Annotated in this window: 21 protein-coding genes, 1 tRNA gene and 1 pseudogene; 12 read left to right on the plus strand and 11 right to left on the minus strand. The window is 39.7% G+C overall.

Going from position 1 to position 23,501, the window contains the following annotated elements:
- Positions 1–14 precede the first annotated feature (14 nt).
- Both corA and E7X57_RS06535 read right to left on the minus strand, forming a co-directional pair.
- Positions 15–1,079: a magnesium/cobalt transporter CorA gene (gene corA, locus E7X57_RS06530; protein WP_135611828.1), complete on the minus strand. Its 1,065-nt coding sequence runs from the start codon at positions 1,077–1,079 to the stop codon at positions 15–17.
- 134 nt (positions 1,080–1,213) lie between these two features.
- Complete coding sequence (locus tag E7X57_RS06535; RefSeq protein ID WP_135611830.1) at positions 1,214–2,134, minus strand: hypothetical protein; 921 nt, start codon at positions 2,132–2,134, stop codon at positions 1,214–1,216.
- 418 nt (positions 2,135–2,552) lie between these two features.
- On the opposite strand from E7X57_RS06535, the gene E7X57_RS06540 reads away from it, so the two are divergent.
- The 4 genes from E7X57_RS06540 to E7X57_RS06555 are packed head-to-tail and all read left to right on the plus strand — an operon-like array spanning position 2,553 to position 7,036.
- Positions 2,553–3,275, plus strand: coding sequence for an ABC transporter ATP-binding protein (locus E7X57_RS06540; protein WP_135611832.1), 723 nt, complete (start codon positions 2,553–2,555; stop codon positions 3,273–3,275).
- 40 nt (positions 3,276–3,315) lie between these two features.
- Positions 3,316–4,563 carry a COG1361 S-layer family protein gene (locus E7X57_RS06545; protein ID WP_135611834.1) on the plus strand — a complete coding sequence of 416 codons (1,248 nt, stop codon included), beginning with the start codon at positions 3,316–3,318 and terminating at the stop codon, positions 4,561–4,563.
- 4 nt (positions 4,564–4,567) lie between these two features.
- Positions 4,568–5,782, plus strand: coding sequence for an ABC transporter permease (locus E7X57_RS06550; protein ID WP_135611836.1), 1,215 nt, complete (start codon positions 4,568–4,570; stop codon positions 5,780–5,782).
- Between the two features lie 39 nt (positions 5,783–5,821).
- Positions 5,822–7,036, plus strand: coding sequence for an ABC transporter permease (locus E7X57_RS06555; protein ID WP_135611838.1), 1,215 nt, complete (start codon positions 5,822–5,824; stop codon positions 7,034–7,036).
- A gap of 12 nt (positions 7,037–7,048) precedes the next feature.
- Here the strand turns inward: E7X57_RS06555 and E7X57_RS06560 are convergent, their stop codons facing one another.
- Positions 7,049–7,372, minus strand: a complete 324-nt coding sequence (locus E7X57_RS06560) for a multidrug efflux SMR transporter (protein ID WP_048192944.1) — start codon at positions 7,370–7,372, stop codon at positions 7,049–7,051.
- Between the two features lie 143 nt (positions 7,373–7,515).
- Here E7X57_RS06560 and bcp point away from each other — a divergent pair, with 143 nt between their 5' ends.
- Both bcp and acs read left to right on the plus strand, forming a co-directional pair.
- Positions 7,516–7,998, plus strand: coding sequence for a thioredoxin-dependent thiol peroxidase (bcp, locus tag E7X57_RS06565; protein ID WP_135611840.1), 483 nt, complete (start codon positions 7,516–7,518; stop codon positions 7,996–7,998).
- A gap of 525 nt (positions 7,999–8,523) precedes the next feature.
- Entirely contained in the window at positions 8,524–10,413 is a 1,890-nt protein-coding gene (gene acs, locus E7X57_RS06570) for an acetate--CoA ligase (RefSeq protein WP_135611842.1), read from the plus strand.
- 264 nt (positions 10,414–10,677) lie between these two features.
- Here the strand turns inward: acs and E7X57_RS06575 are convergent, their stop codons facing one another.
- On the minus strand, positions 10,678–11,928 hold the full coding sequence (locus tag E7X57_RS06575; protein ID WP_135611844.1) for an MFS transporter: 1,251 nt from the start codon (positions 11,926–11,928) through the stop codon (positions 10,678–10,680).
- A 249-nt stretch (positions 11,929–12,177) separates the two neighbouring features.
- Between E7X57_RS06575 and E7X57_RS06580 the strand changes: the two genes are divergently transcribed.
- Complete coding sequence (locus tag E7X57_RS06580) at positions 12,178–12,357, plus strand: hypothetical protein (RefSeq protein ID WP_135611846.1); 180 nt, start codon at positions 12,178–12,180, stop codon at positions 12,355–12,357.
- Positions 12,358–12,365: 8 nt separating this feature from the next.
- Here E7X57_RS06580 and E7X57_RS06585 read toward each other — a convergent pair whose 3' ends face one another.
- Complete coding sequence (locus tag E7X57_RS06585; protein ID WP_135611848.1) at positions 12,366–12,887, minus strand: DUF2115 domain-containing protein; 522 nt, start codon at positions 12,885–12,887, stop codon at positions 12,366–12,368.
- Between the two features lie 253 nt (positions 12,888–13,140).
- On the opposite strand from E7X57_RS06585, the gene E7X57_RS06590 reads away from it, so the two are divergent.
- Complete coding sequence (locus E7X57_RS06590) at positions 13,141–13,614, plus strand: Hsp20/alpha crystallin family protein (RefSeq protein WP_135611850.1); 474 nt, start codon at positions 13,141–13,143, stop codon at positions 13,612–13,614.
- Between the two features lie 59 nt (positions 13,615–13,673).
- Here the strand turns inward: E7X57_RS06590 and E7X57_RS06595 are convergent, their stop codons facing one another.
- The 4 genes from E7X57_RS06595 to E7X57_RS06610 form a co-directional block, all read right to left on the minus strand.
- Positions 13,674–14,804 (minus strand): DUF3179 domain-containing protein, encoded by a 1,131-nt coding sequence (locus E7X57_RS06595; RefSeq protein ID WP_135611852.1) that lies wholly within the window; start codon positions 14,802–14,804, stop codon positions 13,674–13,676.
- Complete coding sequence (locus E7X57_RS06600) at positions 14,801–15,496, minus strand: cytochrome c biogenesis CcdA family protein (RefSeq protein WP_135611854.1); 696 nt, start codon at positions 15,494–15,496, stop codon at positions 14,801–14,803. The genes E7X57_RS06595 and E7X57_RS06600 overlap by 4 nt, the downstream gene beginning before the upstream one ends.
- Complete coding sequence (locus E7X57_RS06605; protein ID WP_135611856.1) at positions 15,497–16,039, minus strand: TlpA family protein disulfide reductase; 543 nt, start codon at positions 16,037–16,039, stop codon at positions 15,497–15,499.
- 76 nt (positions 16,040–16,115) lie between these two features.
- Entirely contained in the window at positions 16,116–18,230 is a 2,115-nt protein-coding gene (locus E7X57_RS06610) for a thioredoxin domain-containing protein (protein WP_135611858.1), read from the minus strand.
- Positions 18,231–18,306: 76 nt separating this feature from the next.
- Here E7X57_RS06610 and E7X57_RS06615 point away from each other — a divergent pair.
- A pseudogene (locus E7X57_RS06615) lies at positions 18,307–18,630 on the plus strand (amino acid ABC transporter ATP-binding protein); the annotation flags it as partial.
- A gap of 2,144 nt (positions 18,631–20,774) precedes the next feature.
- Here E7X57_RS06615 and E7X57_RS06620 read toward each other — a convergent pair.
- Positions 20,775–21,314, minus strand: a complete 540-nt coding sequence (locus E7X57_RS06620; RefSeq protein WP_135611860.1) for a hypothetical protein — start codon at positions 21,312–21,314, stop codon at positions 20,775–20,777.
- A gap of 117 nt (positions 21,315–21,431) precedes the next feature.
- Between E7X57_RS06620 and E7X57_RS06625 the strand changes: the two genes are divergently transcribed.
- The 3 genes from E7X57_RS06625 (at position 21,432) to E7X57_RS06635 (ending at position 22,325) form a co-directional block, all read left to right on the plus strand.
- Positions 21,432–21,752 (plus strand): DUF2551 domain-containing protein, encoded by a 321-nt coding sequence (locus tag E7X57_RS06625; protein WP_135611862.1) that lies wholly within the window; start codon positions 21,432–21,434, stop codon positions 21,750–21,752.
- Between the two features lie 27 nt (positions 21,753–21,779).
- Positions 21,780–22,181 (plus strand): hypothetical protein, encoded by a 402-nt coding sequence (locus tag E7X57_RS06630; RefSeq protein ID WP_135611864.1) that lies wholly within the window; start codon positions 21,780–21,782, stop codon positions 22,179–22,181.
- A gap of 68 nt (positions 22,182–22,249) precedes the next feature.
- Positions 22,250–22,325: transfer RNA gene (locus tag E7X57_RS06635), tRNA-Gln, on the plus strand.
- A gap of 348 nt (positions 22,326–22,673) precedes the next feature.
- Here the strand turns inward: E7X57_RS06635 and E7X57_RS06640 are convergent.
- Positions 22,674–23,450: an NYN domain-containing protein gene (locus E7X57_RS06640; RefSeq protein WP_135611866.1), complete on the minus strand. Its 777-nt coding sequence runs from the start codon at positions 23,448–23,450 to the stop codon at positions 22,674–22,676.
- Positions 23,451–23,501 lie beyond the last annotated feature (51 nt).

A 23,501-nucleotide genomic window follows, 5' to 3' on the forward strand; every position in this document is an offset into this window, starting at 1 on the left:
GACGAAATACATCTTCATATCCATTTCAGTTTTCTGAAATAAGTGAGCATCACAAGAGATACGGATATCATTAGTGCCCAGACCGCAGGATATCCCAAATGCCATTTCAGCTCTGGCATATATTCAAAGTTCATCCCATATATTCCTGCGATGAACGTGAGGGGAATAAAGATGGTCGCTATGATGGTAAGTACTTTCATTATCTCGTTCATTTTGTTGCTTGCAGTAGAAAGGTAAAGATCGAGCATCGTGGAGAGGATATCTCGATATGATTCAATTGTATCCATTACCTGAATTATGTGATCATAGACATCTTTAAGGAAAATTGATGTTGACTCTTTGATAAAAGGTGACTCTTCTCTTTGTAAACTGCTTATAACTTCCCTTAAAGGCCAGACGAATTTCCTTAAAAAGATCACTTCTTTCTTTAAGCGATGGATCTTCTCAAGAGTTTTTGGTGTAGGGTCATCAAGGAGTTCGTCATCAAGTGATTCTATATTTTCACCTATTTTCTCAAGCATAACAAAATAGTTGTCAACTATAGAATCCAGGAGTGCATAAGTCAGATAATCAGGACCTTGTTTTCGGATCCGACCCTTTGATGATCTTATTCGATCTCTTACCGGATCGAAAGTATCCCCCATAATTTCCTGGAACGAAATTACAAAATTTGACCCGAGGATAATACTGACCTGCTCAGCTATGATCTCCTCTTTGTCCTTATCATATTGTAACATCTTCAGAACTATATACATATAGGAATCGAAAAATTCTACTTTAGGTCGTTGATCAGTGTGGACAATGTCTTCAAGTACAAGGGGATGTATACCAAAGTTAGTACCTATCTTTTCGATCAGGTCGACATGATGTACTCCGTAAATATTGATCCAGGAAACATTTTCACTATCTTTAAATGGATATGCTTCCTCGATATTTTCTGCTACCAGTTCCTGAAAATCATCTGCATTGTAATCAATAACAGTTATTTTTGGCTCTGTTAGCTGTTTTTTCCCAATATGAATCAGTGTTCCGGGAGCAACGCCTACTTTTCTGGAACCCGCATGAACCATTTTACTCATAATATCCCATTATATAATATTCGTCAATGCCTTTTATTTCTATTCATACGTCCATATGGAGCTAGTGCGACTATAATGTGAATTAAAAAAGATCTGTCTAAAAGCTCAAAAAGTAAAAAAAGAAAGTGGAAAATTCATTTCTTCTCTTTGGCATATGCCACAAGAGCTTCTTTGATACCCCACTTGAAAGCTACGACAACAGCGATTCCCCATGCCAGTGGTCCTATCAGCAGATAGAAGATACTAGTATCTATGAGCATTGTATCAAGTGCCAGTAAGATCAGTATCAGTGCAAGGAATCCCTTGAGTAGTGGGATCCAAACATTGGTTCCTTCTACTTCCATTCCTTCCATAATACCTCTTAGGTAATCTGTAAGGAAATCAATTACTAATAGGCCAACTACAAGTATCAGAACTCCTGCAAATACATTTGGTATGTAATCGAGGATCCCTGTCAGGAAATTAGATATAACATCCAGTCCCAGAATATTAGAAGCTGCCAGGATGAAGATAAGATATCCGAAAATTTTGACAATACCTGCAATTATACCTGAAGTTGTCAATCCAGATGCTTCAAGACCTTTCCCAATACCACTCTTACCGATCGTATCATCAACACCTGATGCCATGATGATCGTCTTTATCAGTCCGGCCAGAAAATCAACAACAAGCAGTCCAATGATAAGGGTTATCAATGCCGATACTATAAGGGGCAGGAATAAGATTATCTGAGTGATAAAATCTGCCACGATCTGTATTTTTAGCAGATCGATAATGATCACAGCGAATATGATGTAGATGAACCATCTGATTATTGCATCAAACGTTTCAACTGTGGTCGTTCCGGTTTTTTGTATCATGCCACCTAAAGCTGTCTTATCAATAAGATCATCCAGGCCTACCTTATCAAGGATCTTTGAACCGATCTTTCCAAGTGCTTTTCCGACAATCTTTCCTACTATCAGTAACACTATGACAGCAATAAGTGTTGGAATAAAAGCAATGAATTGATCCACCATTCCGTATAAACTTTCAAGTATAGGTGATTCTGCCATTATATATACCCCCGTATATTATTTTTGAAGAATAAATGTCCAAAATTTAGACGCACAAAAAAATTTCTTCATAATTTAATCTGGTAATTATCTATTTAAACCTTTTGAAAAAAACAAATCTGTAACAATTCTCTTTCTGAATAAATCAATAACTATATTGACTAATAACTAAATTAATTAATTAATTAATAGTTTGGTGTAAGAAGCTGACCATCCTTTATTTTTCTCTTTTTTCCTTTATCCGTATATGCTAACTCTTAAATAAATAGCAACCCAATATTTCCATAGAATTATTGCACTAATGATGTACCAATATTGCAGTGTATTATTGTAACATGAATCCTCTGCTTATATTGCGATGTTGAAATCTCATTAAGACGTGCTGACAACCTACTTGTGATCCTTTAGAGGTGAATTTTTGGAAACAACCCCAAATACGGATATTGATGATCCTGCTGTTGTAAAGGCTACTGATGTCTGTCGTGATTACCAGGTAGGTGAGATGACAATCCCTGTTCTTAAAAATGTGAACATGGTTGTTGAAAAAGGAGAATTTGTCGCTATAATGGGTCCGTCGGGTTCTGGTAAAAGTACACTTATGAACCTGATAGGTTGTCTGGACCGCCCTACCTGTGGTACTGTCCTTCTTATGGGAAAAAATATAAACAGTATCTCTGACAACGAACTGGCAAAGCTTCGGGGGCTTGAAATTGGTTTTGTGTTCCAGAGCTTCAACCTTGTTCCAAGGCTTACTGCTCTTGAGAATGTGGAACTTCCCACTTATGCCAATAGCAGGCCCGGTGTTGATAATCGAAAATATGCAAAGGAGCTTCTGGAACTGGTGGGGCTGGAAGACAGAATGAATTACCGTCCAACTGAACTTTCAGGAGGTCAATCCCAGAGAGTTGCTGTTGCACGCGCTTTGATCAATGATCCATCGCTTATCCTTGCTGATGAGCCTACCGGGAACCTCGATTCCAAAACAGGTAAGGAGATCATGGAACTGTTCACTGATCTCAATAATAAGGGACGTACGATCATAATGATAACGCATGATCCGAATCTTGCAAAAAAATATGCTGACCGGGTGGTATACCTGAAAGATGGGTATATCGAAGACCGTAATGATGTTGCTAACTAAAAATATGGTGGATTTAATTGATAGAAGGGTGGAGTATATTATGATGAATTATAAAAGACCAATAGGGATCCTTGTATTGTTGATATTGCTTTTCGTTGTTGCAGGTCCCATAATTGCTGGTGCAGCATCTTCCAGCAGTACATTAAGGGTGGACCTGCTGAGGTATGATCCTTATCCTGCAGAAATAGGTTCTTATGTAGATGTGTGGATCAAAGTTGAGAATTTTGCATCCGGGACCGCTGAGGACGTTTCAATAAAGATCGAACCAGAGTATCCCTTTTCACTGGATTCAGAGAATAATGCCATCAAGAATTTTGGCATCTTACCTCCTGACAGGACTGCTATCCATGAGTATCGTCTTTATGTGGATGATGGTGCAAAGGCAGGTGCAGGAAGTTTTGACATCCTGTATCGTGCAAGTGACGAATCTTCCTGGCAAAAGACCAGTTTTGATATCAAAGTAGGCTCCACCACTTTTGATAGCAAGGGTACAGTAGGCCTCTCAAACGTGATCTCCTCTCCTGAGGTATTTATGCCGGGGGATGAAGGAAGTGTAAGCTTTACCCTGACAAATACTGCCCAGCAGAGTACGATCGTTATCGATGATGAAAGCTATGATACGTATGCAAGGGTGCAGTCAGCAACACTTATGGGTACTGATATGATCACAGTGACCAGCCAGCCGTATGAAGGTAAGGGTGTACTAGGTCCCGGGGATTTTGTACAGGTTACCTATAACATCAAGGTTAGTGATTCGATGGAGGATGGTACTTATTTCCTTGATCTTGTCATGATAGGCAACTCACATTCATTTAATAATAACTGGATGGTGCCCGTTGTTGTAGATTCCTCTGCTGTGAGGGTAATTCCTTCCATGCCGCTTGTCCTGGAGAATGGAAAGGCAGACCTTGAATTCGATGTTGCGAATATCCATCCGAACGCACTGTCCTCTGTGCTGGTAAAACTTGAAGCAGATGGTGTGAAATTCCTCCCGCAGGAATATTTCGTGGGATCCATGGACCCTGATGAACTGTTCACCATTGAGATCGAAGCGCAGGCAGATGATCCTGATAAGACCGGTCCGGTAAACCTTACCATCTACACGGATTACAGGAACGGTTTGAACGAGCACAACGAAGTCATTGGAACAGATGTTCTTACATTGGAACATGTAGAGGAAGACGGTAACAATACTGCACTTGCGATCCTGTTGATCGGGGGTATCATTGTAGCTGTTGCTTACTACATGTACAGGAAAAAAGGCCTAAGGATATCTATGGACCGCTGAAACAATGGTAAATCTCTCACAGGCGACGAAGATCGCACTTGGTAGCATACGTAGTGCTAAGATGCGCTCTGCTTTGACAACGCTTGGTATTGTTATAGGTGTAGCTGCTGTTATTGTGAACATCTCGATGGGTGTGGGATTTAGCCAGAGCTTTGAAGATAACATTGGAGCTGTGGGGTCAAATTTCATCATTATTTACACGCAAAAGAGCAATGTTCTCAATGATAACCAACTTGAGGTCGTGAGGAACACAGCAGGCGTTGAGGCGCTATCTCCTGTCAATGGACAAATTGGTACTGTCACATATCAATCTTCGGGCAGGAGTACCACAATAAATGGTGTCCGTTCAGAATATGAAGAAGTCGGGAATATCTTAATGGAAAAAGGCCAGTTCCTCACCGATCAGGACCAATACGTTGCTGTGATAGGTTCGGATATAGCGTATGACAAATTTGAAAGGAACCTTTCTGTCAAGAACTCCATTAATATTTCCATCAATAATATCGATGGTACTGTGAGCACACGTAAATTCACAGTGAAAGGTATCATCCAGGACCCTGAGGGAACTTATATTGCTCCTGAGCTTGATCCAAGATTTAGGGTATTTATCCCCCTGGATGTGATGCAGGAGATGCAGGGTGTAACTGATATTGGTTTCTTTTTTGTAAAAGCTGAGAGCCTTGAGGTACTTGAAGCAACTACTGATGAGATCGATGAGAACCTTGCAAGGTCTGTTGGTGTCCCCAGTCGTGATCTCGATAATGAGGATGCAAAACCCTATGTGATCTTCAGCCAGCAGGACATCCTTGAGCAGCTCAACCAGATCTCCACTGCACTCACATCGATCCTGACCGCGATCGCATTGATAGCCCTTCTTGTTGGTTCTATTGGTATCACGAACATCATGCTCGTGACAGTTACTGAAAGGACAAAAGAGATCGGTATCCTTAAGTCCCTGGGATATACTTACAGGGATATTCTGACGATCTTTGTTGTGGAATCAGCTATCATTGGCTTCTTAGGCGGCATCTTTGGTGTTATCCTCGGAGTTATAGGCTCTTACATTGTGAACCAGTACCTTGATGTACCGTTCGTCTTCCCGATATCCCTTGTCTTCCTGGGATTTAGTATCGCACTCTTTGTAGGGGTCGTATCAGGAGTCTATCCTGCCAATAAAGCAGCTAGAATGGATCCGGGGGAGTCGTTGAGATATGAGTGATGATATCTGTAATGGTATGAGCAAAAGAGGTGTTCCCGGATGCTGAATTTCTCACAGGCCCTTCATCTGTCTATTGGCAGTATAAGCAGCTACAAGCTAAGGTCTGCACTGACAACTCTTGGTATCATCATAGGGATAGCTGCTGTTGTTGCAAATGTATCTCTTGGTGCGAGCTTCAACCAGTTCTTCGTTGACGAGCTTGGTTCCCAGGGGTCGAACTTCATTGTTATTTACAGCGAGGATATCAATCTCTTCTATGACAACCAGCTTGATGTCATAAAGAATACGCCAAAGGTCGAAGGTGTGTCCCCTATCCGACAGCAACTGGCGGGTGTTACGTATATCAGTACTCTAAGACAGGTTGATATTCAGGGGACTTCGGCCGATTATGAAAAGATCGGCAACATACAGCTGGAGGTCGGTAATTTCTTCTCAGAGCAGGATAAGTATGCTGCTGTACTGGGTTCGGATGTTGCATATGAGAAGTTCGACCAGAAGGTTTCCTACCGTAATTCCATCGACATTGAGTTCATACGCAGGGATGGTACACCTGTATCCCGCAGTTTCAAAGTGATTGGCATTATTGATAGCCCTGATTCCACTTTTATCCAGAGCGGAGCTGAATCTGATGTAAGGATATTCATTCCGATCGATACGATGAACGAGATGCTGGGAATTGAGGATTATGGCGGATTCTCAATAACAGTTGAAGACGCTGAATCGGTGCGTCCGGTTTCTGATGAGATCGATAAGAAGATCGCCAGAAGCCTTGGAGTCTCTGAAAGGGAGCTTGATAATGAGGATGTAAAGCCTTATAGTATCTTTAATCAGGCTGACATTCTCGATCAGCTTGATGAGCTCTCAGCCGGTCTTACTTCTCTCTTTATTTCGGTTGCACTGATCTCATTGATAGTCGGTTCTATCGGTATTATGAATATCATGCTTGTGACCGTGACAGAAAGGACAAAAGAGATCGGACTATTGAAATCGCTTGGTTATACGAGATCCAATATTCTCTATTTGTTCATCACAGAATCAATTATACTCGGTCTTATAGGTGGTATCCTTGGGACTGTCCTGGGTTTTGTCGGCTCTTATGCTGCAGTAAGCTTCCTTAACCTGCCTTACGTCTTCCCGACATATCTCTTAGTCTTAGGTGTTGGCATAGCCGTTGTCGTAGGCCTGATCGCAGGTGTCTATCCTGCGAATAAAGCTTCAAAACTTGATCCGGTGGAGTCGTTAAGAAAAAGCTAAACCTTTTACTTTTTAGTGCATCCCGCTGCTTAAATTAAGTCCGATGACTCCTATGATAATAAGGGCAATAGAACCTACTTTAAGGGCTGTCAGTGTTTCATCAAAATAGAAGATGCCAATAGCAGTAATGCTTAGTGTACCGATACCTGACCAGATGGCATATGCAAGGCTGACCTCAAGTCGTTTGAGGGCCAGTGTGAAGAGGGTGAAACTGACTCCATAGAACACAAATATCATTATGGAAGGAAGCGTTTTGGTAAAGCCTTCTGATAGTTTCATGCAGGTGGTTCCCATGACTTCGAAAAGTATGGCTGCAAAAAGAAATACGTAGCTCAAGTAAGATCACTCTCCTTATCTGTCAGAACCTTTTCTCTTTCTAATAAGAGAACAATATAGCTTTTAAATCTGATGTTAGATGAAGTTTCATTTTAGTTAGTTTTTTGTATCTGGATACTCAATATAATTGTGAGGTACTAAAAATGGCAAAAACATCACTTACTGCAGGCGAAAAAGCCCCCGCGCTCTGTCTACCGGATCCCGAAGGAAATGATGTATCTTTAGAGGATCTTAAAGGAAAATGGGTAGTTCTTTATTTCTATCCCAAGGATAACACATCAGGATGCAGCATAGAAGCCATGGAATTCACAAAACTGAAAGGCGATTTCGAGGAAGAGGGTGCTGTTGTAATAGGTGTCAGTAAAGACAGCCAGAAATCTCATCAAAGGTTCATTGAGAAGAAAGAACTTGGAATTACTCTTCTTTCAGACGAAAGTACTGAGTTACAGCAAAGCTATGATGTTTGGCAGCTGAAGAAAATGGCAGGCCGGGAATATATGGGAACTGTCAGGACGACCTTCCTTATCGATCCTGAAGGCAATATCGCAAAGGTGTGGGATAAGGTCAAGGCCAAGGGACATGCTGGGGCTGTGCTTGAGGGATTGAGGGAGATCAAGGGAGAATAATTCACTCATATTCTTCGTTTTTACTTTTTTCAATATTGTATTCCTTATAAACAAACATCTTTCTTCGCTGTCTTTTCATGCTGTTTGAACACTTTGGTTAATAATGAGATCCTTGCTTGATTTCTAACTTAAAAAGGTTGTACACTTGATATTAAGGTCATTGGTCCCTGATAACGTATGTTCATTCTTCCTTTTTTTATCATTTTCTTTGCGAACAACAGGAGTCTATATTATGACACTTCTGTATTTTTGGTTCCATTGATGTCTTTTTTTATTCAATGGGTTGCTAATCCAAAGACCACAACAGATAAATACATCCCTCATCATTATTCATGATGGATGGGAACTATTAACCTGTGGTTTCATTATCTCTTCCTTATTTGGTCCCATCAATTTCCATAGCAGTCAGCTGTATTCTCCTCCTAGTGGAATCTATTGTATGGTTCCAAAGCTGAGTTCAATTGATCTGAAACGAAGTCAGGTCATGTGAAATCTGTAATGAATATTAGTTAGGAATAGAGAAACATGTCTGAAAAATTTGATATTAAGCTGGACAGTAAATGTTACTATCCTGATCCATCGGTAAAGGAAAATTCCTGGATGCAGGATTATGAAAAGATCTATAGTGAATCTCTCAAGGATCCTGAAAAACACTGGGAAAGTGTAGCAGAGGAACTTGAATGGTTCGAAAAGTGGGACAAGGTTATGGAATGGAACCATCCTTATGCAAAATGGTTCACCAATGCCAGGATGAACATAACCTCCAACTGCCTTGACCGCCATGTATTCAATGGGAAAAGGAACAAGGTCGCAATGATCTGGATAGGTGATGGTGGAGAAGAGCAGGTTATCACATATCGTCAGCTTTACCGTGATGTCATGAGATTTTCCAATGGTCTCAAATCCCTCGGTGTTGAGAAAGGGGATAAAGTATGCATATATATGCCACAGGTTCCTGAGCAGATCGTGGCCATGCTGGCATGTGCACGTATCGGTGCGGTCCACAGTGTCGTTTTCGGAGGCTTCGGTGCCAAAGCATTACATTCCAGGATAAAGGATGCACAGGCAAAGATCGTCATTACTGCAGATGCAAGCCTTCGGCGTGGTAAGCGCATTGATCTGAAGTCTCTTGTGGACGAAGCTGTGGTCAATGCTTCATGTGTTGAAAAGATAGTGGTCCTGAGAAGAATGACTCCTCAAATGGAACTCTTTTCTGAGATCGAGGTTGATTTCTATGAGATCATGGAAGATGTGGAGAAGGAGTGTGAACCCGAGATGATGGATTCCGAGGACCCTCTGTTCATACTTTACACCAGTGGAACAACCGGTCCTGCCAAGGGGATAGTTCATGCATGCGGTGGCTACATGGTAGGCACCTACTACACCACAAAGAACGTTTTAGATCTGAAGGAAAATGATGTCATGTGGTGTACTGCAGATCCCGGATGGATCACGGGCCACAGTTACATTGTCTATGGCCCCCTTTCTATGGGTGCAACGATCCTCATTTCCGAGACAACACCCGACTATCCGGATCCAGGTGTCTGGTGGAACATAATTGAGGAGTTCGATGTGAGTGTCTTCTATACGGCACCAACAGCGATACGCATGTTCATGAGAATGGGGGAAGAATGGCCCGGGAAGTACAACCTGAGTTCCTTGAGGATCCTGGGTTCGGTTGGAGAACCTCTGAATCCTGAAGCTTTCAAGTGGTATTATCGTGTTATCGGCAAGGAAAAATGTCCTATTCTGGATACCTGGTGGCAAACTGAGACAGGCATGCATATGCTCACCACAGCGGTTGGGGAACCCATGAAACCGGGATTCACAGGAAGGCCCGTTCCAGGTGTGGTTGTTGATGTTGTAGATGAGAATGGTGACCCGGTACCGGCAGGAACAGGTGGTTTCCTTGTGATAAAAAAACCCTGGCCTTCCATGATGAGAACCGTTTATGGTAATGATGAAAGGTATCGTCAGTATTGGACAACGATCCGGAATTACTACAGTGCAGGTGACTTGGCCGTAAAGGATGAGGATGGGTATATCATGATACAGGGACGTTCCGACGATGTCCTTATCGTTGCCGGTCACAACATTGGAAGTGCAGAGGTCGAAAGTGCGCTTGTATCCCATGAGGCTGTGGCTGAAGCAGCTGTAATAGGAAAACCTGATCCTCTTAAAGGGGATTCCATCAAAGCTTTCGTCATACTTCGCATGGGCTTCAACTATTCCGATAAACTGAAGCTTGATCTCATGTATCATGTAAGGATGAACCTGGGTCCAATTGCAATGCCTTCCGAGATCGAGATCGTTGACTCGTTACCAAAGACACGTAGCGGGAAGATCATGAGAAGGTTGCTTAAGGCACAGGAACTTGGAATGGATCCCGGAGACGTATCCACATTGGATGATTGAGTTCCTCCATTCAGATCTCGCTTCCGGAGTTCGAAACGAGGTGATGAGCTATTCTCACTACCTCATTTGAACATGATAATTATACTATAATTTTATTAAAAATAAGTTCTGGAATTGTGGTAATAACTTTGGAGCCTGATTATAAGATCGAAAAAGAACCTGTTATGTGAATCGATCCTTCCGATCTCTTTCACATAAGCATTAGACTAAACGTTCTCTTGATCCTGCCATCCTGCCATTAACCGAAATAGGTCCTATTTACTCTCAAACCTCTTCCCGCACTTTCTTTTCAAAAGAGAGCATCCTGAAGGACAGCAGGAATACTGTGTAAATAATAACTGCTGCTATTATGAAAGACACTCCTTCAAGTATCTCATAGAGGAAACCTCCTAAGATCAGGCCTGCAATACTGGCCAGACTTGAAAAACTGCTGGCAAAGCCCTGCACAGCACCCTGATGATCCTTACCTGCAAGTTTTGAGATTATAGAAAGGACAGAAGGCCACATGAGTCCGTTCCCAAGTGCAAAGAAAGCGGCTGCCAGATATGTAAGGGCCACGTTACCTGATACGAGCAGGAGGAAGTTCGTACCGAGTACAACACTTCCGAATATGGTAAGTTGGGCATCGGAATACTTCTTCACTGCCTGACTGAGTATCGGTCCCTGTACTACGATCATCAGGATGCCGAGTACTGAAAAATAGATTCCCATATCAGCAACGGACCACTGAAGTGAACTGATAGCATGAAGCGGGAATGCTGTGTAGAATATGTTGAATCCGAGGAATATCAGGAAATATAGCAGCAACATGTATGGTATGTTCGTTATCCCGATCACTTCCCTGAAGTTGATCTTCTCTGCTTTTTTAATGGTACATTGCCTTGATTCCGGCAGGTAAAGAACTATTGCAATAGTTCCTGCAAGGGATATGAGAGCAGCAGCGAGTACAGGGATCAGTTCTCCATAGATCGTTATACTAAGCAGGCCTGCAAGTGCGGGTCCTATAATGAATCCAAGATTTGCAGAAATGGACATTTTCCCAAAATTCTTGTTGCGGTCCTTTTCTTCAGTTATGTCTGCAAGGTAAGCATTTGCTACGGCTATATTTCCTCCTGTAAGCCCGTCAAAGCTTCTGGCAATGAAAAGGATCAGGAGTGGTATTGTGACAACAAATGCTCCAAAAAGTGTAGAATTGACGCTCACAAGGGTCTTCACGGGGGTAAAAAATGCAAGTAAGAATATTATCCAGGATAACAATGTTCCTGCCTGGGAAATTAACAATATTTTCTTTCTACCGTGAATATCGGACCATCTTCCAAGTATGGGTGCTCCTATTAGCTGGAATGCCGGATATATGGCACCGATAAATCCGTAAACGATGGCATTTCCTCCAAATCTCTCTACCAGGAAAACAAGGAAGGGGATGACTATTCCAAAACCAAGGGTATTGATGAAGTTGATGAGCAGTAAAGGAAAAAGTCTTGGTTTCTTTGGTTCACAGCCATTCTGATCCATCTATTCATATTTTCTGTTTCTATCTATTTATAGGATCATGTTCCGTGCAGGAATTGAGTTCTAAATTACTTTTATGGATGTTTAATAATTGTAATTAGCTCAATTTTCATTGACGATTGGTTTGCTACTTTATTGAACCGATTTAATCAATTTTAGTTGACTAGTTGTTAAATATAATTTTTAAAAACAGTTATATACCATCAACAGGCTATTTATTATTATCACATAAAACTCAAAAGAGGTATTGTCATGGCATGCTGGGAATATGATATTAAGTCTGTTCGAATGGGTGAAGTAGGTAAGACAAAAGAAGATCTTAATCTGATGGGTCTTGACGGCTGGGAATTAGTCAAGTTTGTTGGTCAAGTAGATGAAGAAGGTATGTCTACTGCATTTTTCAAGCGTGTTTTAGATGGAGCTAACATCTAAGTTTCATCTTAGACCTCCATTTTCCATTTATCTCCTTTTACCATTTCTTCTGCATCCCTGCAAATACAGAATTTGCAGAGAGCACACTCCACATCGTTCTGCTTGTCTTTTACAGGACAATAGTAGGTCCCATCCTTTTCCAGGACTTGGTCCCCTCCCGGAAAGACCATCCCTATTGGATGGATCGGTTTTTTCACGATGAATACAAGATAGAGGGCTGTAAGATTTACTAACTTATTGAAATACTCCTGATTTTGATCTTCTGAAACACCCATTTTGTTGAGCCTTTTTATAAGATCATCATATTCTTCTGCATTGATGGTCTCATTTTTTTCAGGTCTCTTTAAATTACTGATGTCTGTAAAAATGGTATATAAGTAGTTGAAAAGCTCAGTTGAATATGCTTCCCTGTATTTTTTAGGCAAGCCGGAAGCTGATCTGACCATGAAGGCCCTTGCTTTCATAAGATCTGCTATCGACATGTTTCTTGCATCTTTTTGGAGCGAACCAAGAAGATCGGCAGTGTTCATAAGAAGTATTGTGTCTTTCTTTCATTTAAAAATTTGTGATAACTCATAGTATCACATCTAATTACTTTGATTTAATGTTACTTTTAAACTAACAGAAACACTTATATAATAACAGTTCGTATATGCACGAACGTTACTATTGTATAAATTCTTACTTGATTAATTTGGTTAATCCGTTAACTTAATCGATTACATTTTTTCTTTTCTTGTTTGAATCGACCTTGAAACACAAAATAATTGATGGAGGCAAACCATGACCGAAAAAGAAAACAACGATGATGGTTCAGTTCCTCTTCCGATGAAGGAACTGGAAGAAATAGTCAGATCCCTTATTGAGCGTATCATGGATGAAATGGCTGAAGAAGGATTCGAGAAACCTGCATTTTATGGTTTTTCCGTAGTCTACAATGGAGCTGATAACTCTGAAGATCAGCACTTCTCCACCATCAAATTAGGTGATAATAGCTTCTTCTATGTTTCAAAGAAGGATGCAGTCATAGAGTGCACCGAGGTAGATGACAAACTGTACGTTACAGTTGATACCGGAGTTGAGGTCGATGATGTTTCATATAGTGCATCAGGTTCTGAACTTGAACTTCAGTTCGAGACTGAAGAACAGGTCTTTACCCAGCACATTGAACTGGAACCAAAGGTCGATCCGGAAAGCTCAAAAATGACCTGCAAAAATGGAGTAGTTGAGATCGTGTTCCGGATACTCGATGAATGATCATCGTAACTGTACACGACCTCTTCTCTTTTTATGGCACGTTTAATTCTTCAGTTCTCTTATTTTGTCTTCTTTCTTAGAATAGCAAAAGCTATAGCTACACAAAGAAGCGCAATGGCCGGACTTAAGGGACTATCCTGCTCATCCTCCGGAGGTTCAAGAACCACACCTTCAGGGAGATAAAGATCTGTTTCGGGATGGAATGCATACCATGCAAACCAGAAATCCCTTTCTTTGATTATTTCTTCTCCACTATCAATGTTGGTTATGGTGACAATTCCCACTTCGTCCCTTTCTACCAGAATTTCAACACCATCGACAGTGTCTTCGATGGTCCCGAATTCAATGAGATCATCTTCACGGTAGGCCTTGAACATACCATCCAGTTCTATGCCAAAGATCACGGTCTTTGGATGGATCGTAGTGTTGCTGTTCTCTACCGGGAACAATAATATGCTGTTCTCATAGTAGTTACCATAAGGGTCATTTCCATAAGGCCTGCTGAATCCGGTATTCTGGGAAAGCACTTCTGAGTCAGGATGTGCGACCTTCCAGTCTCTCCAGACGACCGTCTCAATTGAGATCGCATTAAGTTCCATGCCCGTAAGTTCTCCTACTATCGCCTGTCCTCCGATCTGTGTCCAGTAAGAATTTGTCTTCCTGTCATACATCACAAGGTTCGAATTGTAGAGTTTACCGGATGTCCCGAATTCGACCTCTTCCCCGTTTATCGTTCTCTCATAAGCGATACCTGATCCACACAGGGGGCAATATGTAATGAGGATCGGTTCACCATTGATGTGATCATTAACTATCTCATGCCATACCATGATCTGCAGGGGATAGACTCTCTTTGTATCATTGTGGATAAGTGCAAGCACAAGTTCATTGTCCTCGATCCATCTGTCAGCTTCCTCTACGGTAACATATTCAGGATCATCCAGTGATGGTATTCCATCCATCGGTGGTCCGCCTGAGACGATCTCATTGGGGTCAACGATATACTTAACACCCATTTCCGTAAGCATTATCCCAAGCTCATCTTCCATCTCGATCAGTTCCGGAAGTTTCTCTATACCACCATCAGCTACCTCTTCTGCAGATGCAGCAATACACCCCATAAAGGCAGTTAACAGGATCGTTATCGATACTAACAATACTCTGTATTTTCCTCTATATTTTGTCTTCACATCAATCTCTCCACTACTCTGAACACGAATATGAGATAATACACCGATATTACGAGCATTATTATACCTGCAGACAGGTTGATCTTCCTCTTATACTTGATAAGGAACCTAATGATGCTCTTGCTTTTTGCAGTTGATATTGCTGAAAAGACCAGTAATGGGAAACTTATTCCTATTCCGAAGGCTACGAAATTCAGGAAATTTTCAAAAAAACCCATGCTGGTAAGTGATTTAGCAAACAGGGCTGCAATAAATGCAGGGTTGCAAGGTACAACGATGGCTCCAAAAAAGAACCCGTAAAGGAATGCAGTTATCAATGGGTTCCTGTCCCCTGCAATGTTCGTGCGTGGCAAAAATTTCCCTATGTCGTAGTCCATTATCAGTAACAGGCTGATGATAAAAAGTATCCCGAAAGCTATCGGGGAGATTATCCCTATGACATTTGTTAGCGATACCTGAAGCAGGGTTGTGAATATGAGGCCCAGCAGGGACATGAAAAGGATCACACCTGCACTTATGACCAATCCAAAGATAAGAGGTAATCTCTTATTCTTCTCTTCACCTGAAAGCTGGTTGGAAAGGTATGCCAGGAATGCAGGGTACAATGGCAGTACACACACAGCTGTCAAGGGAGTCAGCAGACCCAGTGTAAATGAAAGGAACAGGTCTGCCAAGAAGGCCAGAAAAGCCATTTAGCACCCCTCCGCGACCTCATCATTTAATTCATCTGCAGATTTGAGTCCTCTGCCCAACAATCTTGCTTCTCCATCCTCACAAATGAGTATGACTGGTGCAATTGGTGCATTTACTACCTCTACACCGAATTCGTCTATCATGTCTTCTGTCATTTCTGTAGGTGCAACTGCAAAGTACCAGTCAAGATCATTTCTCTGGACATGATCAAGTACAGCATCCACATCTTCGTTCGGATCGGTATCAAGAGATATATGAGTTATAGTTTCGCCTTCTGTCTCAATGAGCTTTTTCATTTCTTTTTGCTGCTGAAGGCAGGTCGGACACCATACTGCAAAACTTTCAACAAGGATTGGTCCTTCAAAGTCACTTATTCTGAATACTTCTCCTGTCCTGACATCGGTAAGTTCAACATCTCTCCAATCAACAGATTCTGTCTGTTCGTTATCAGTTGCAGTTTCATTTTCCACACAACCGGACAACAGAACAAGAAACACTATCAGTACAATTGAAGCTAAACCTATGTTCTTTTTAATGTGCATTTAAAGCCCCCATTAAATATGGGGATTGTCTCCAAATAAGTGTTTTGTATTAAATCAGTAAAGGCTTATTTTCTGCTTATTCCTTAGCCTTGAGCAATTGCATCATCTTTTCCGGATCGGTGGTAGGTTCTTTGCAGCTTAAGTTCCTGCATACGTAAGCTGTTGCCTTTCCATCTTTCATAACAAGGTTCTCAGTATACTCTGCGATCCGGGTGATGGCATTCCCGTCAGTTCCTGATGCTTTGAGCATCACGATTTTATTAGGCAGGTACTCCTGATGAAGGTTTGATAGCATCAATTTTGTATCCTCTGAATTAAGGTCACCTGCGATCACAACTTCGCTCGAGGGGGCCAGAATAAAGTTCACACCAGACAGGAACTGGGTGTATCCTATAGGTATGGCTGAAATAGTTCCGGAAAAGGTCTTCATGATCTCATAAGCCTTTTTTTCAAGTTCGGTGTTTCCTGTCATTCTTCCAAGACGGATCAGGTTCGAAAAAGCAACTGAGTTACCGCTTGGGATTGCGCCGTCATAAACTTCTTTCTTCCTGAAAAGAAGGCTCTCTGAAGTATTAGCTGTCTGGTAGAATCCACCATTCTCGTCATCCCAGTAATTATCCAGCAGGTATTCGTTGAGTTTTAATGCTGTATTAAGATATGATGTTTCAAAAGTAGTTTCATATAACTCAATAAGTCCCCATATTAGGAATGCATGATCTTCCAGGAATGCCGGTGTTTCTGTTGTTTCGCTGCACAGGTGAGAAAGCCTACCTGTTCTCATGTAAGTGCTGGTAAGGATAAGATCTGCACATCTTTTAGCCAGTGTTTCGTATCTCTTTTCTCCAAGTGCCCTTGAAGCGATGGCCAGGGAAGCTATCATCAGCCCATTCCAGTCCGTGAGTACCTTATCGTCTTTTGACGGATGAACTCTCTTTTCGCGTACCTCAAAGAGCTTCTTCCTGCTTTTTTCAATGGAGCTTTCAAGTTCTTCTATCTCCATATTGTGTTTACGTGCGATCTCATCAGGACCAGCTTTAATGTGTAATATGTTCTTTCCGGTTGGTGTGCGAGTGCTTTCATCAAGGAAATTGCCGTTATTTTCCATGTTGAAATGATCTATGAACAACTCTGCATCAGTTTCTTCAAGAATTCCCTTGATCTCATCAATATCCCAAATATAGAACTTACCTTCAACGCCCTCACTGTCGGCATCTTCAGCACAATAGAATCCGCCTTCCGGGGATGTCATATCTCTTTCAAGATATTCGAATATCTCTTTAACCGTATTTGCAAATTCAGGATTGCCGGTTGCTTGATATGCTTCTGAATAGGATATTGCCAGCATTCCCTGGTCATATAACATTTTCTCAAAGTGAGGGACTAGCCAGGCATTATCCGTGGAATACCTGTGAAATCCAAAACCGATATGGTCATAGATCCCTCCTGATCTCATTGCACTGAGGGTTCTCTCTACAATTTCCAGTGCTCTTTCATCACCGCTCCGGTTCCAGTATCGTAGGAGGTACATGAGGTTGTGTGGGGATGGGAACTTTGGGGAATTTCCAAATCCGCCATTCTCTTCATCGAAAGTATCCTTAAGATGCTTGAAGGCCAGATACAGGACATTATCATCAATTGTTCCATTTTCTCCGGGCTTTCGAGTTGCCTGACCTGCAAAATGAGAACTTATCATGGAGGTCTGCTCATCGATCTTGTGATGCTCCTTGGTCCAGATATCATTAATCTGTGGTAGAAGTTCCATCAGTCCGATGCGTCCCGGGATGCTTTCTTTTGGCATATATGTTGCAGCTACGAAGGGCACTTTTTCAGGCGTCATTATTATTGTAAGCGGCCAGCCACCATTTCCGTTCATGGCCTGGCAGACTTCCATGTAGACAGCATCAATGTCCGGTCTTTCTTCCCTGTCCACTTTTATGGCAACAAAATGGTTGTTAATCAGATCTGCCAGGTCCTGATGTTCAAAAGATTCCCTTTCCATTACGTGACACCAGTGACAGGTTGAATATCCTATGGACAGGAAGATAGGTTTGCTTTCATCTTTCGCTTTTTTGAATGCTTCATCTCCCCATGGATACCAGTCCACAGGGTTGTATGCATGCTGCAAAAGGTACGGACTTTTTTCATGGATCAACCTGTTCGGTTCTCTATTGCTGTTATCGTCTGTATTCATTAAATGCCCCCGATAATCCCCAAATCGTTTATTAGATAATAACCCTCTATTTGGTATATATCTACTTAGCGTCCGGCCAGGTGCACTTTCGGGTGGTCAACAGCAGAGGGTTGCTATTGCAAGAGCACTAGCTATGCAACCAAAGGTAATGCTTTTCGACGAGTCGACCTCAGTTCTGGACCCTGAGATGGTTGGTGAGGTCCTAAATGTAATGAAAGACCTTGCAAAGGAAGGCATGACAATGGTCGTGGTAACCCATGAAATGGGATTTGCCAGAGAAGTCGCTGATCGCGTACTTTTCATGGATGAAGGTGTGATCGTTGAGGAAGGTACTCCTGAGGATATCTTTTCCAATGCTAAACATGAAAGGACAAAATCATTTTTAAGCAAGATCTTGTGATGCGGATTTGATGTGTTCGTGATAAGTTCTGAAGATGCGAGAGTGCACAGAAGAGTGATGGGGACGTTTTTTCCAGAATTTCGCACTTACATTTTCAGAACCGTTCTGGATAATCTTGCTTAAGGTCTTGGTATACGGGTACATTAAAACGAAGGGTCTTTATTGCAACTGGTTCCGATATATTTTTGATGAATAAAGATTTCTGATATTTGTTATTTCTTTGAAGTTAATACTTATTATATGCATATCTAAATATATGCTTTATATTATATTGTTCTTTGTAGCGGTATTTTTATGTGTTTCTTTAAATAACTTCATTATTTATTTCAAATAATATTAGTTATAATATACTCGTTTGATAGCATACTAATGATAGTATGTTATAGAATATATATTTTAATTTATGCTTCATTGACTAGTTATATTAAAATGGGCGATTCAATAAATTATATAATATCTATAAATATGTCATATAATATTCAGCTTAATTTTATATCATTGCCAAATTAAGTTGTCATTAAATTAATATGGCTTTATTTTAATTGTATTTCTAATATTTTAATATTAAGAGATCATTACTTAATTTTATAAGGGTATGTTTATTTATTACTTTTTAATTCCTTTAGTGTATAGTGTTTAACCTAAATAATAGCAGATTCATATAGCTATTTCTTTTTAAGAATATTTCCTATGTCTTAGTTTAATTTAACTCTATAGTATTTATTATAATATCTATTTTTAATTATCTACTATTTTTTATCGTTTATTAGATATATTTTTATAGATATATACTTAATATTAGCTATGTTTGCCTAATAAAGTATTGTGTATAGAAAGGGTACAACAAATAGTATATATTTAAATATATATGAAATTTCAGTTATATTTGATGTCGCATACATTGCAAAACATATTAAAATAAATTCAAAAGACAAATTCATCTTAAAATGCTATTTTTTGTTATATATAATTAAGTATGCATTTTATTACGCATTATATTATTATATGAGTATATTTATATATTATTTTATTGCTTACATAGTATAGGGGTCATGGTTTAAAAAGGGGTTAGTTAGCATAGTACAAAATTATCATATTGCTCGCAACAGAGCATTAATTTTTATAGAGTAATCATGTTAATTCACATTTTTCTAAAAAAATAATTTTGCTAATAGAGTTATGTCAACTTCCAACCTTAAATAAGACAATCTTCTTCGTTAAGAACCAATCGACACTCATTCATATATCATATATGAATGACAATGGCTTACACCTTTAAGTGTGCAGTTTTGTAAACTCATCAATTACAAAGTATATAGGAATATACAGTTTCAATCTTGCAAACCCGGTATTCTCTACAAAATATAATCGAGAAATGCATATTAGGAATGTCACTGTATCATATACATATAGTCTATGTAATATGCAATTTTGTAACTCTTTTTGATCTCAGTTATGCCAGGCATATTCGTTAAAGCAGATCTAATTTGTTTGATTATTCAGATTATATCTTAAAAGTTAGAACATTTATGTCCAAAAAAGCACTATGCTTTTCTACATATATTTTGATTACAACTGGTATATAGGTTGTAATTAATATTATGTTAATAAAGCATAGGCATTTTTCTCATAGTTAAATGTTCGATTGAAGCAAATAAACAAAAAGTGAGATATCCTTAAATGATCTCAAGCATCACTCACTTTTTTGGGTTAGAGTTTAATGTAGATCTTTCTTCTCCTAATTTTTCTTATTATTTTATAAGCATTTAATATTATTTTTTTTAAAATCTGCTTATGCGTTTCTTGCAATATTTAATTCATTACCTATACACTCTGCAATCAAAGAATGTCCGAGAACGTATAGGCAAAATAGAGGTGACATCTACTTTAAATTTAATAAAACTTTAATAAAAATTTTTATATTTCAAACCAATTCCCTAAAAAATTATATATGTTTATTTTGTTTGGTAACATTTAATCAGTTACAAATTAATAAGAATGTTTGAAATAATATTGCGTAACAACTATATAAGTATATTATAATTTTAAATTATATTTTCAAGATTAATTAACGTAATATTATATTATTACAATAAATATCTAAACCTACTTTCACTTTAAAAAACGCTATCAAACTCGTCATTTTAAATTGTAAGCTTGACTCCAAAAACATCTTCAAAGGTTTGATACTTTTTTCTGGCATTGTAAAGATATTGTCTTACACATTTCTCACCTTTTGCACGTGCAAACAGTGCCGTGATCTCTGTGGGTGAAAAAATAGTCTCTATTTGTTTCATGGGAATGGTCTTCAATAGTTCCAGACCATTAATTTCAGGCATTTCTGCTTCTTTGGGATCTTGAGCATTAAGAGGTGTTCCCGATAATTCTTCTGTATTGTTCTCAGAGAGAGGTCTGGAAAAGTGAGAGATCGTGAGTTCACTTACCCATTTCCAGTCAGGATCATAGATGTTTGCAGAGAGAATTCCACATTTCGTGCATTTGCCCGCGACAATGAATTCGTCATCAGTCTCATGATAACTGAGACTTATGATGGTCGATTCACAGTCGCCACATGTACCAATCTCATTTTCTTCCAGCTCATAGGCAGGTACCTTTTTCTCTCCTGCATAAAGTATATTCTCTTTCAGATCGTAACTATAATTTCGATTATCTGGAGCTGTCATTATAATCCTCTTATGAATCAATCGCTCTGATGTTAATTTTGCGTCATTATTTTACAAAGATATATATACTGCTATCTACATAATATGTTTTACTGTTCTTTAGGGAGAATACATATCATGGCATCTATTCGATCTAAAATTAAAGACCGGCTTGAAAAATTCATAGAACTGGATGTTAATGGACTTAGGAGCTATGTCCTATCATTATTTTTAAACTTAAAGAAGTCTACTGTAGATGAATTGCACGAAACCATCACCAAAAAGTATGATGTTTCCAGAAGCGCAGTTGCTTCAATGGTTGGCTACATACATTCAAAGCTTGGAATTCTCAGGTCCCATAAGGAATCTTACAAGACCCCGACGGTCTATTCTTTAAAGGAAGAATATGCTGATCTTTTAAAATCAGAACTTAATTCTAAGGGGATTGCCTCAAGCTGATCTTTGACCAGCAGGCTTTGATCTTGAATGGTATCTGTAAAAGATGCTCCCAGAACCTCTACGACATTAATGGTACGTTCCGATACAAATGCACGCATAACTCGCTCCAGAGATCCTTATTTTAGCCTTATGCGTCGTCTTTTCCAGGAAGATGCCACAGCTATGCGCGGGCAGAAATTCCTGATCATGGTCGAAGAGCGCCAGAAGGCAGGAAATCCTATCAAAACAAGCGAATGGCAGGATGTCATAAAAGAGCTTGACATAGGCCGGGCCTCGTTCTATGCAATGCGGAACAAGCTTCTTGGTGCTGGAATGATCTCCAATAAGAACCATAAGTATCGATTATCAGGCCAGTTCAGCCATGATCTTATTGATATGGCAAGATGGTGGATGACAGCTATTCTGGACGAGAATCCGGACGATATGTAAGTCCTTTTTATGCACCAGCCGATAGCTTTATTAATTAGAGTTACTATGTAGGTGCTGTAATCATAAGCAGCCCGGTAGTGTAGTGGTCAATCATGCAGGACTCTGGATCCCGCAACCTCGGTTCGAATCCGTGCCGGGCTACCAATTTCTATTGGATAGTCCTATTTTTTTGAAAATATTTTGAAGATATTCATATTGAATCATACAAAGATTCATGCAACTGGAAGAACTAAAAATTCGACTCATATTGTGGAGTGGAGGTATGTGATTCTGTAAGCGAGAAAGAGTTTGTACGTTGTATTTTTTATGAGCTGAGCATCTATATGCATGATGGTGCAAAGAGCATTATTATCTTATTCATCGTTTGATAAATTAATTTATAAAAGTTAATCTGCTAAAAGCAAGAACTTTCTTCTGATGGTAAACATGAATAATGAATTCAGATCAATAGTATTTTGTGAGAGGCTTAAATTGATTCTATGCCCCCCATAATCAAGAATTACTCTTTTTTGAACGACCATCTTTTACATATATGTGTTTGTTCTCGCCTCTTTTCTCCTCTTTAAAGAGGTCAATTGCTTCAATCAGATCACTTAATTTCTTGTATCCGTAATTCCTTGAATCAAAATCTGATTCTCGATTCATCACATTTTGTCCAACATTTCCCAAAGATGCCCAACCATTGTCATCAGCAGAGTCTTCAACTGCACTTCTCAATAGAGTCACAAGTTTTGTATCCATTTTTAACTCATTTGTAGTTATCTTTTTGTGGGGAGTCGAAATTGTAACACTTGCTTCCTTTTCTTCTACTTCTGTCTCTTCTTCTTTCCTGAGATTTTCTACGTAGATGAATTTATTGCAAGCAGCTCTGAAAGCTTCAGGTGTTTTTTTTTCACCAAAACCATATACGAATGCCCCCGATTCGCGTATTCTTTGACATAGTTTGGTATAGTCGCTATCACTTGAAACGATACAAAACCCATCAAGATCCTTTGTGTAAAGTAAATCCATTGCATCTATTATCAATGCACTATCGGTTGCATTTTTTTTAGCTGTATAACTGAATTGCTGTATTGGTTGAATAGAATATACGTGCAAGATATCTTTCCAATTTGAAAGTTGAGGGCCTGTCCAATCCCCATAAAGCCGCTTCACGTTTGCGATTCCATATTTTGCAATTTCGTCAAATAATCCTTTTATAAGTGATGACTGAGCATTATCAGCGTCGATTAATACAGCTAATTTATCATACGACTCGTTCTCTTCCATAGACTTCCTCCACTTAACTCCATATAGATGTAGTTTTAAACATTTATTTAA

This window comes from Methanococcoides sp. AM1, from assembly GCF_900774055.1.
Lineage (GTDB): Archaea > Halobacteriota > Methanosarcinia > Methanosarcinales > Methanosarcinaceae > Methanococcoides.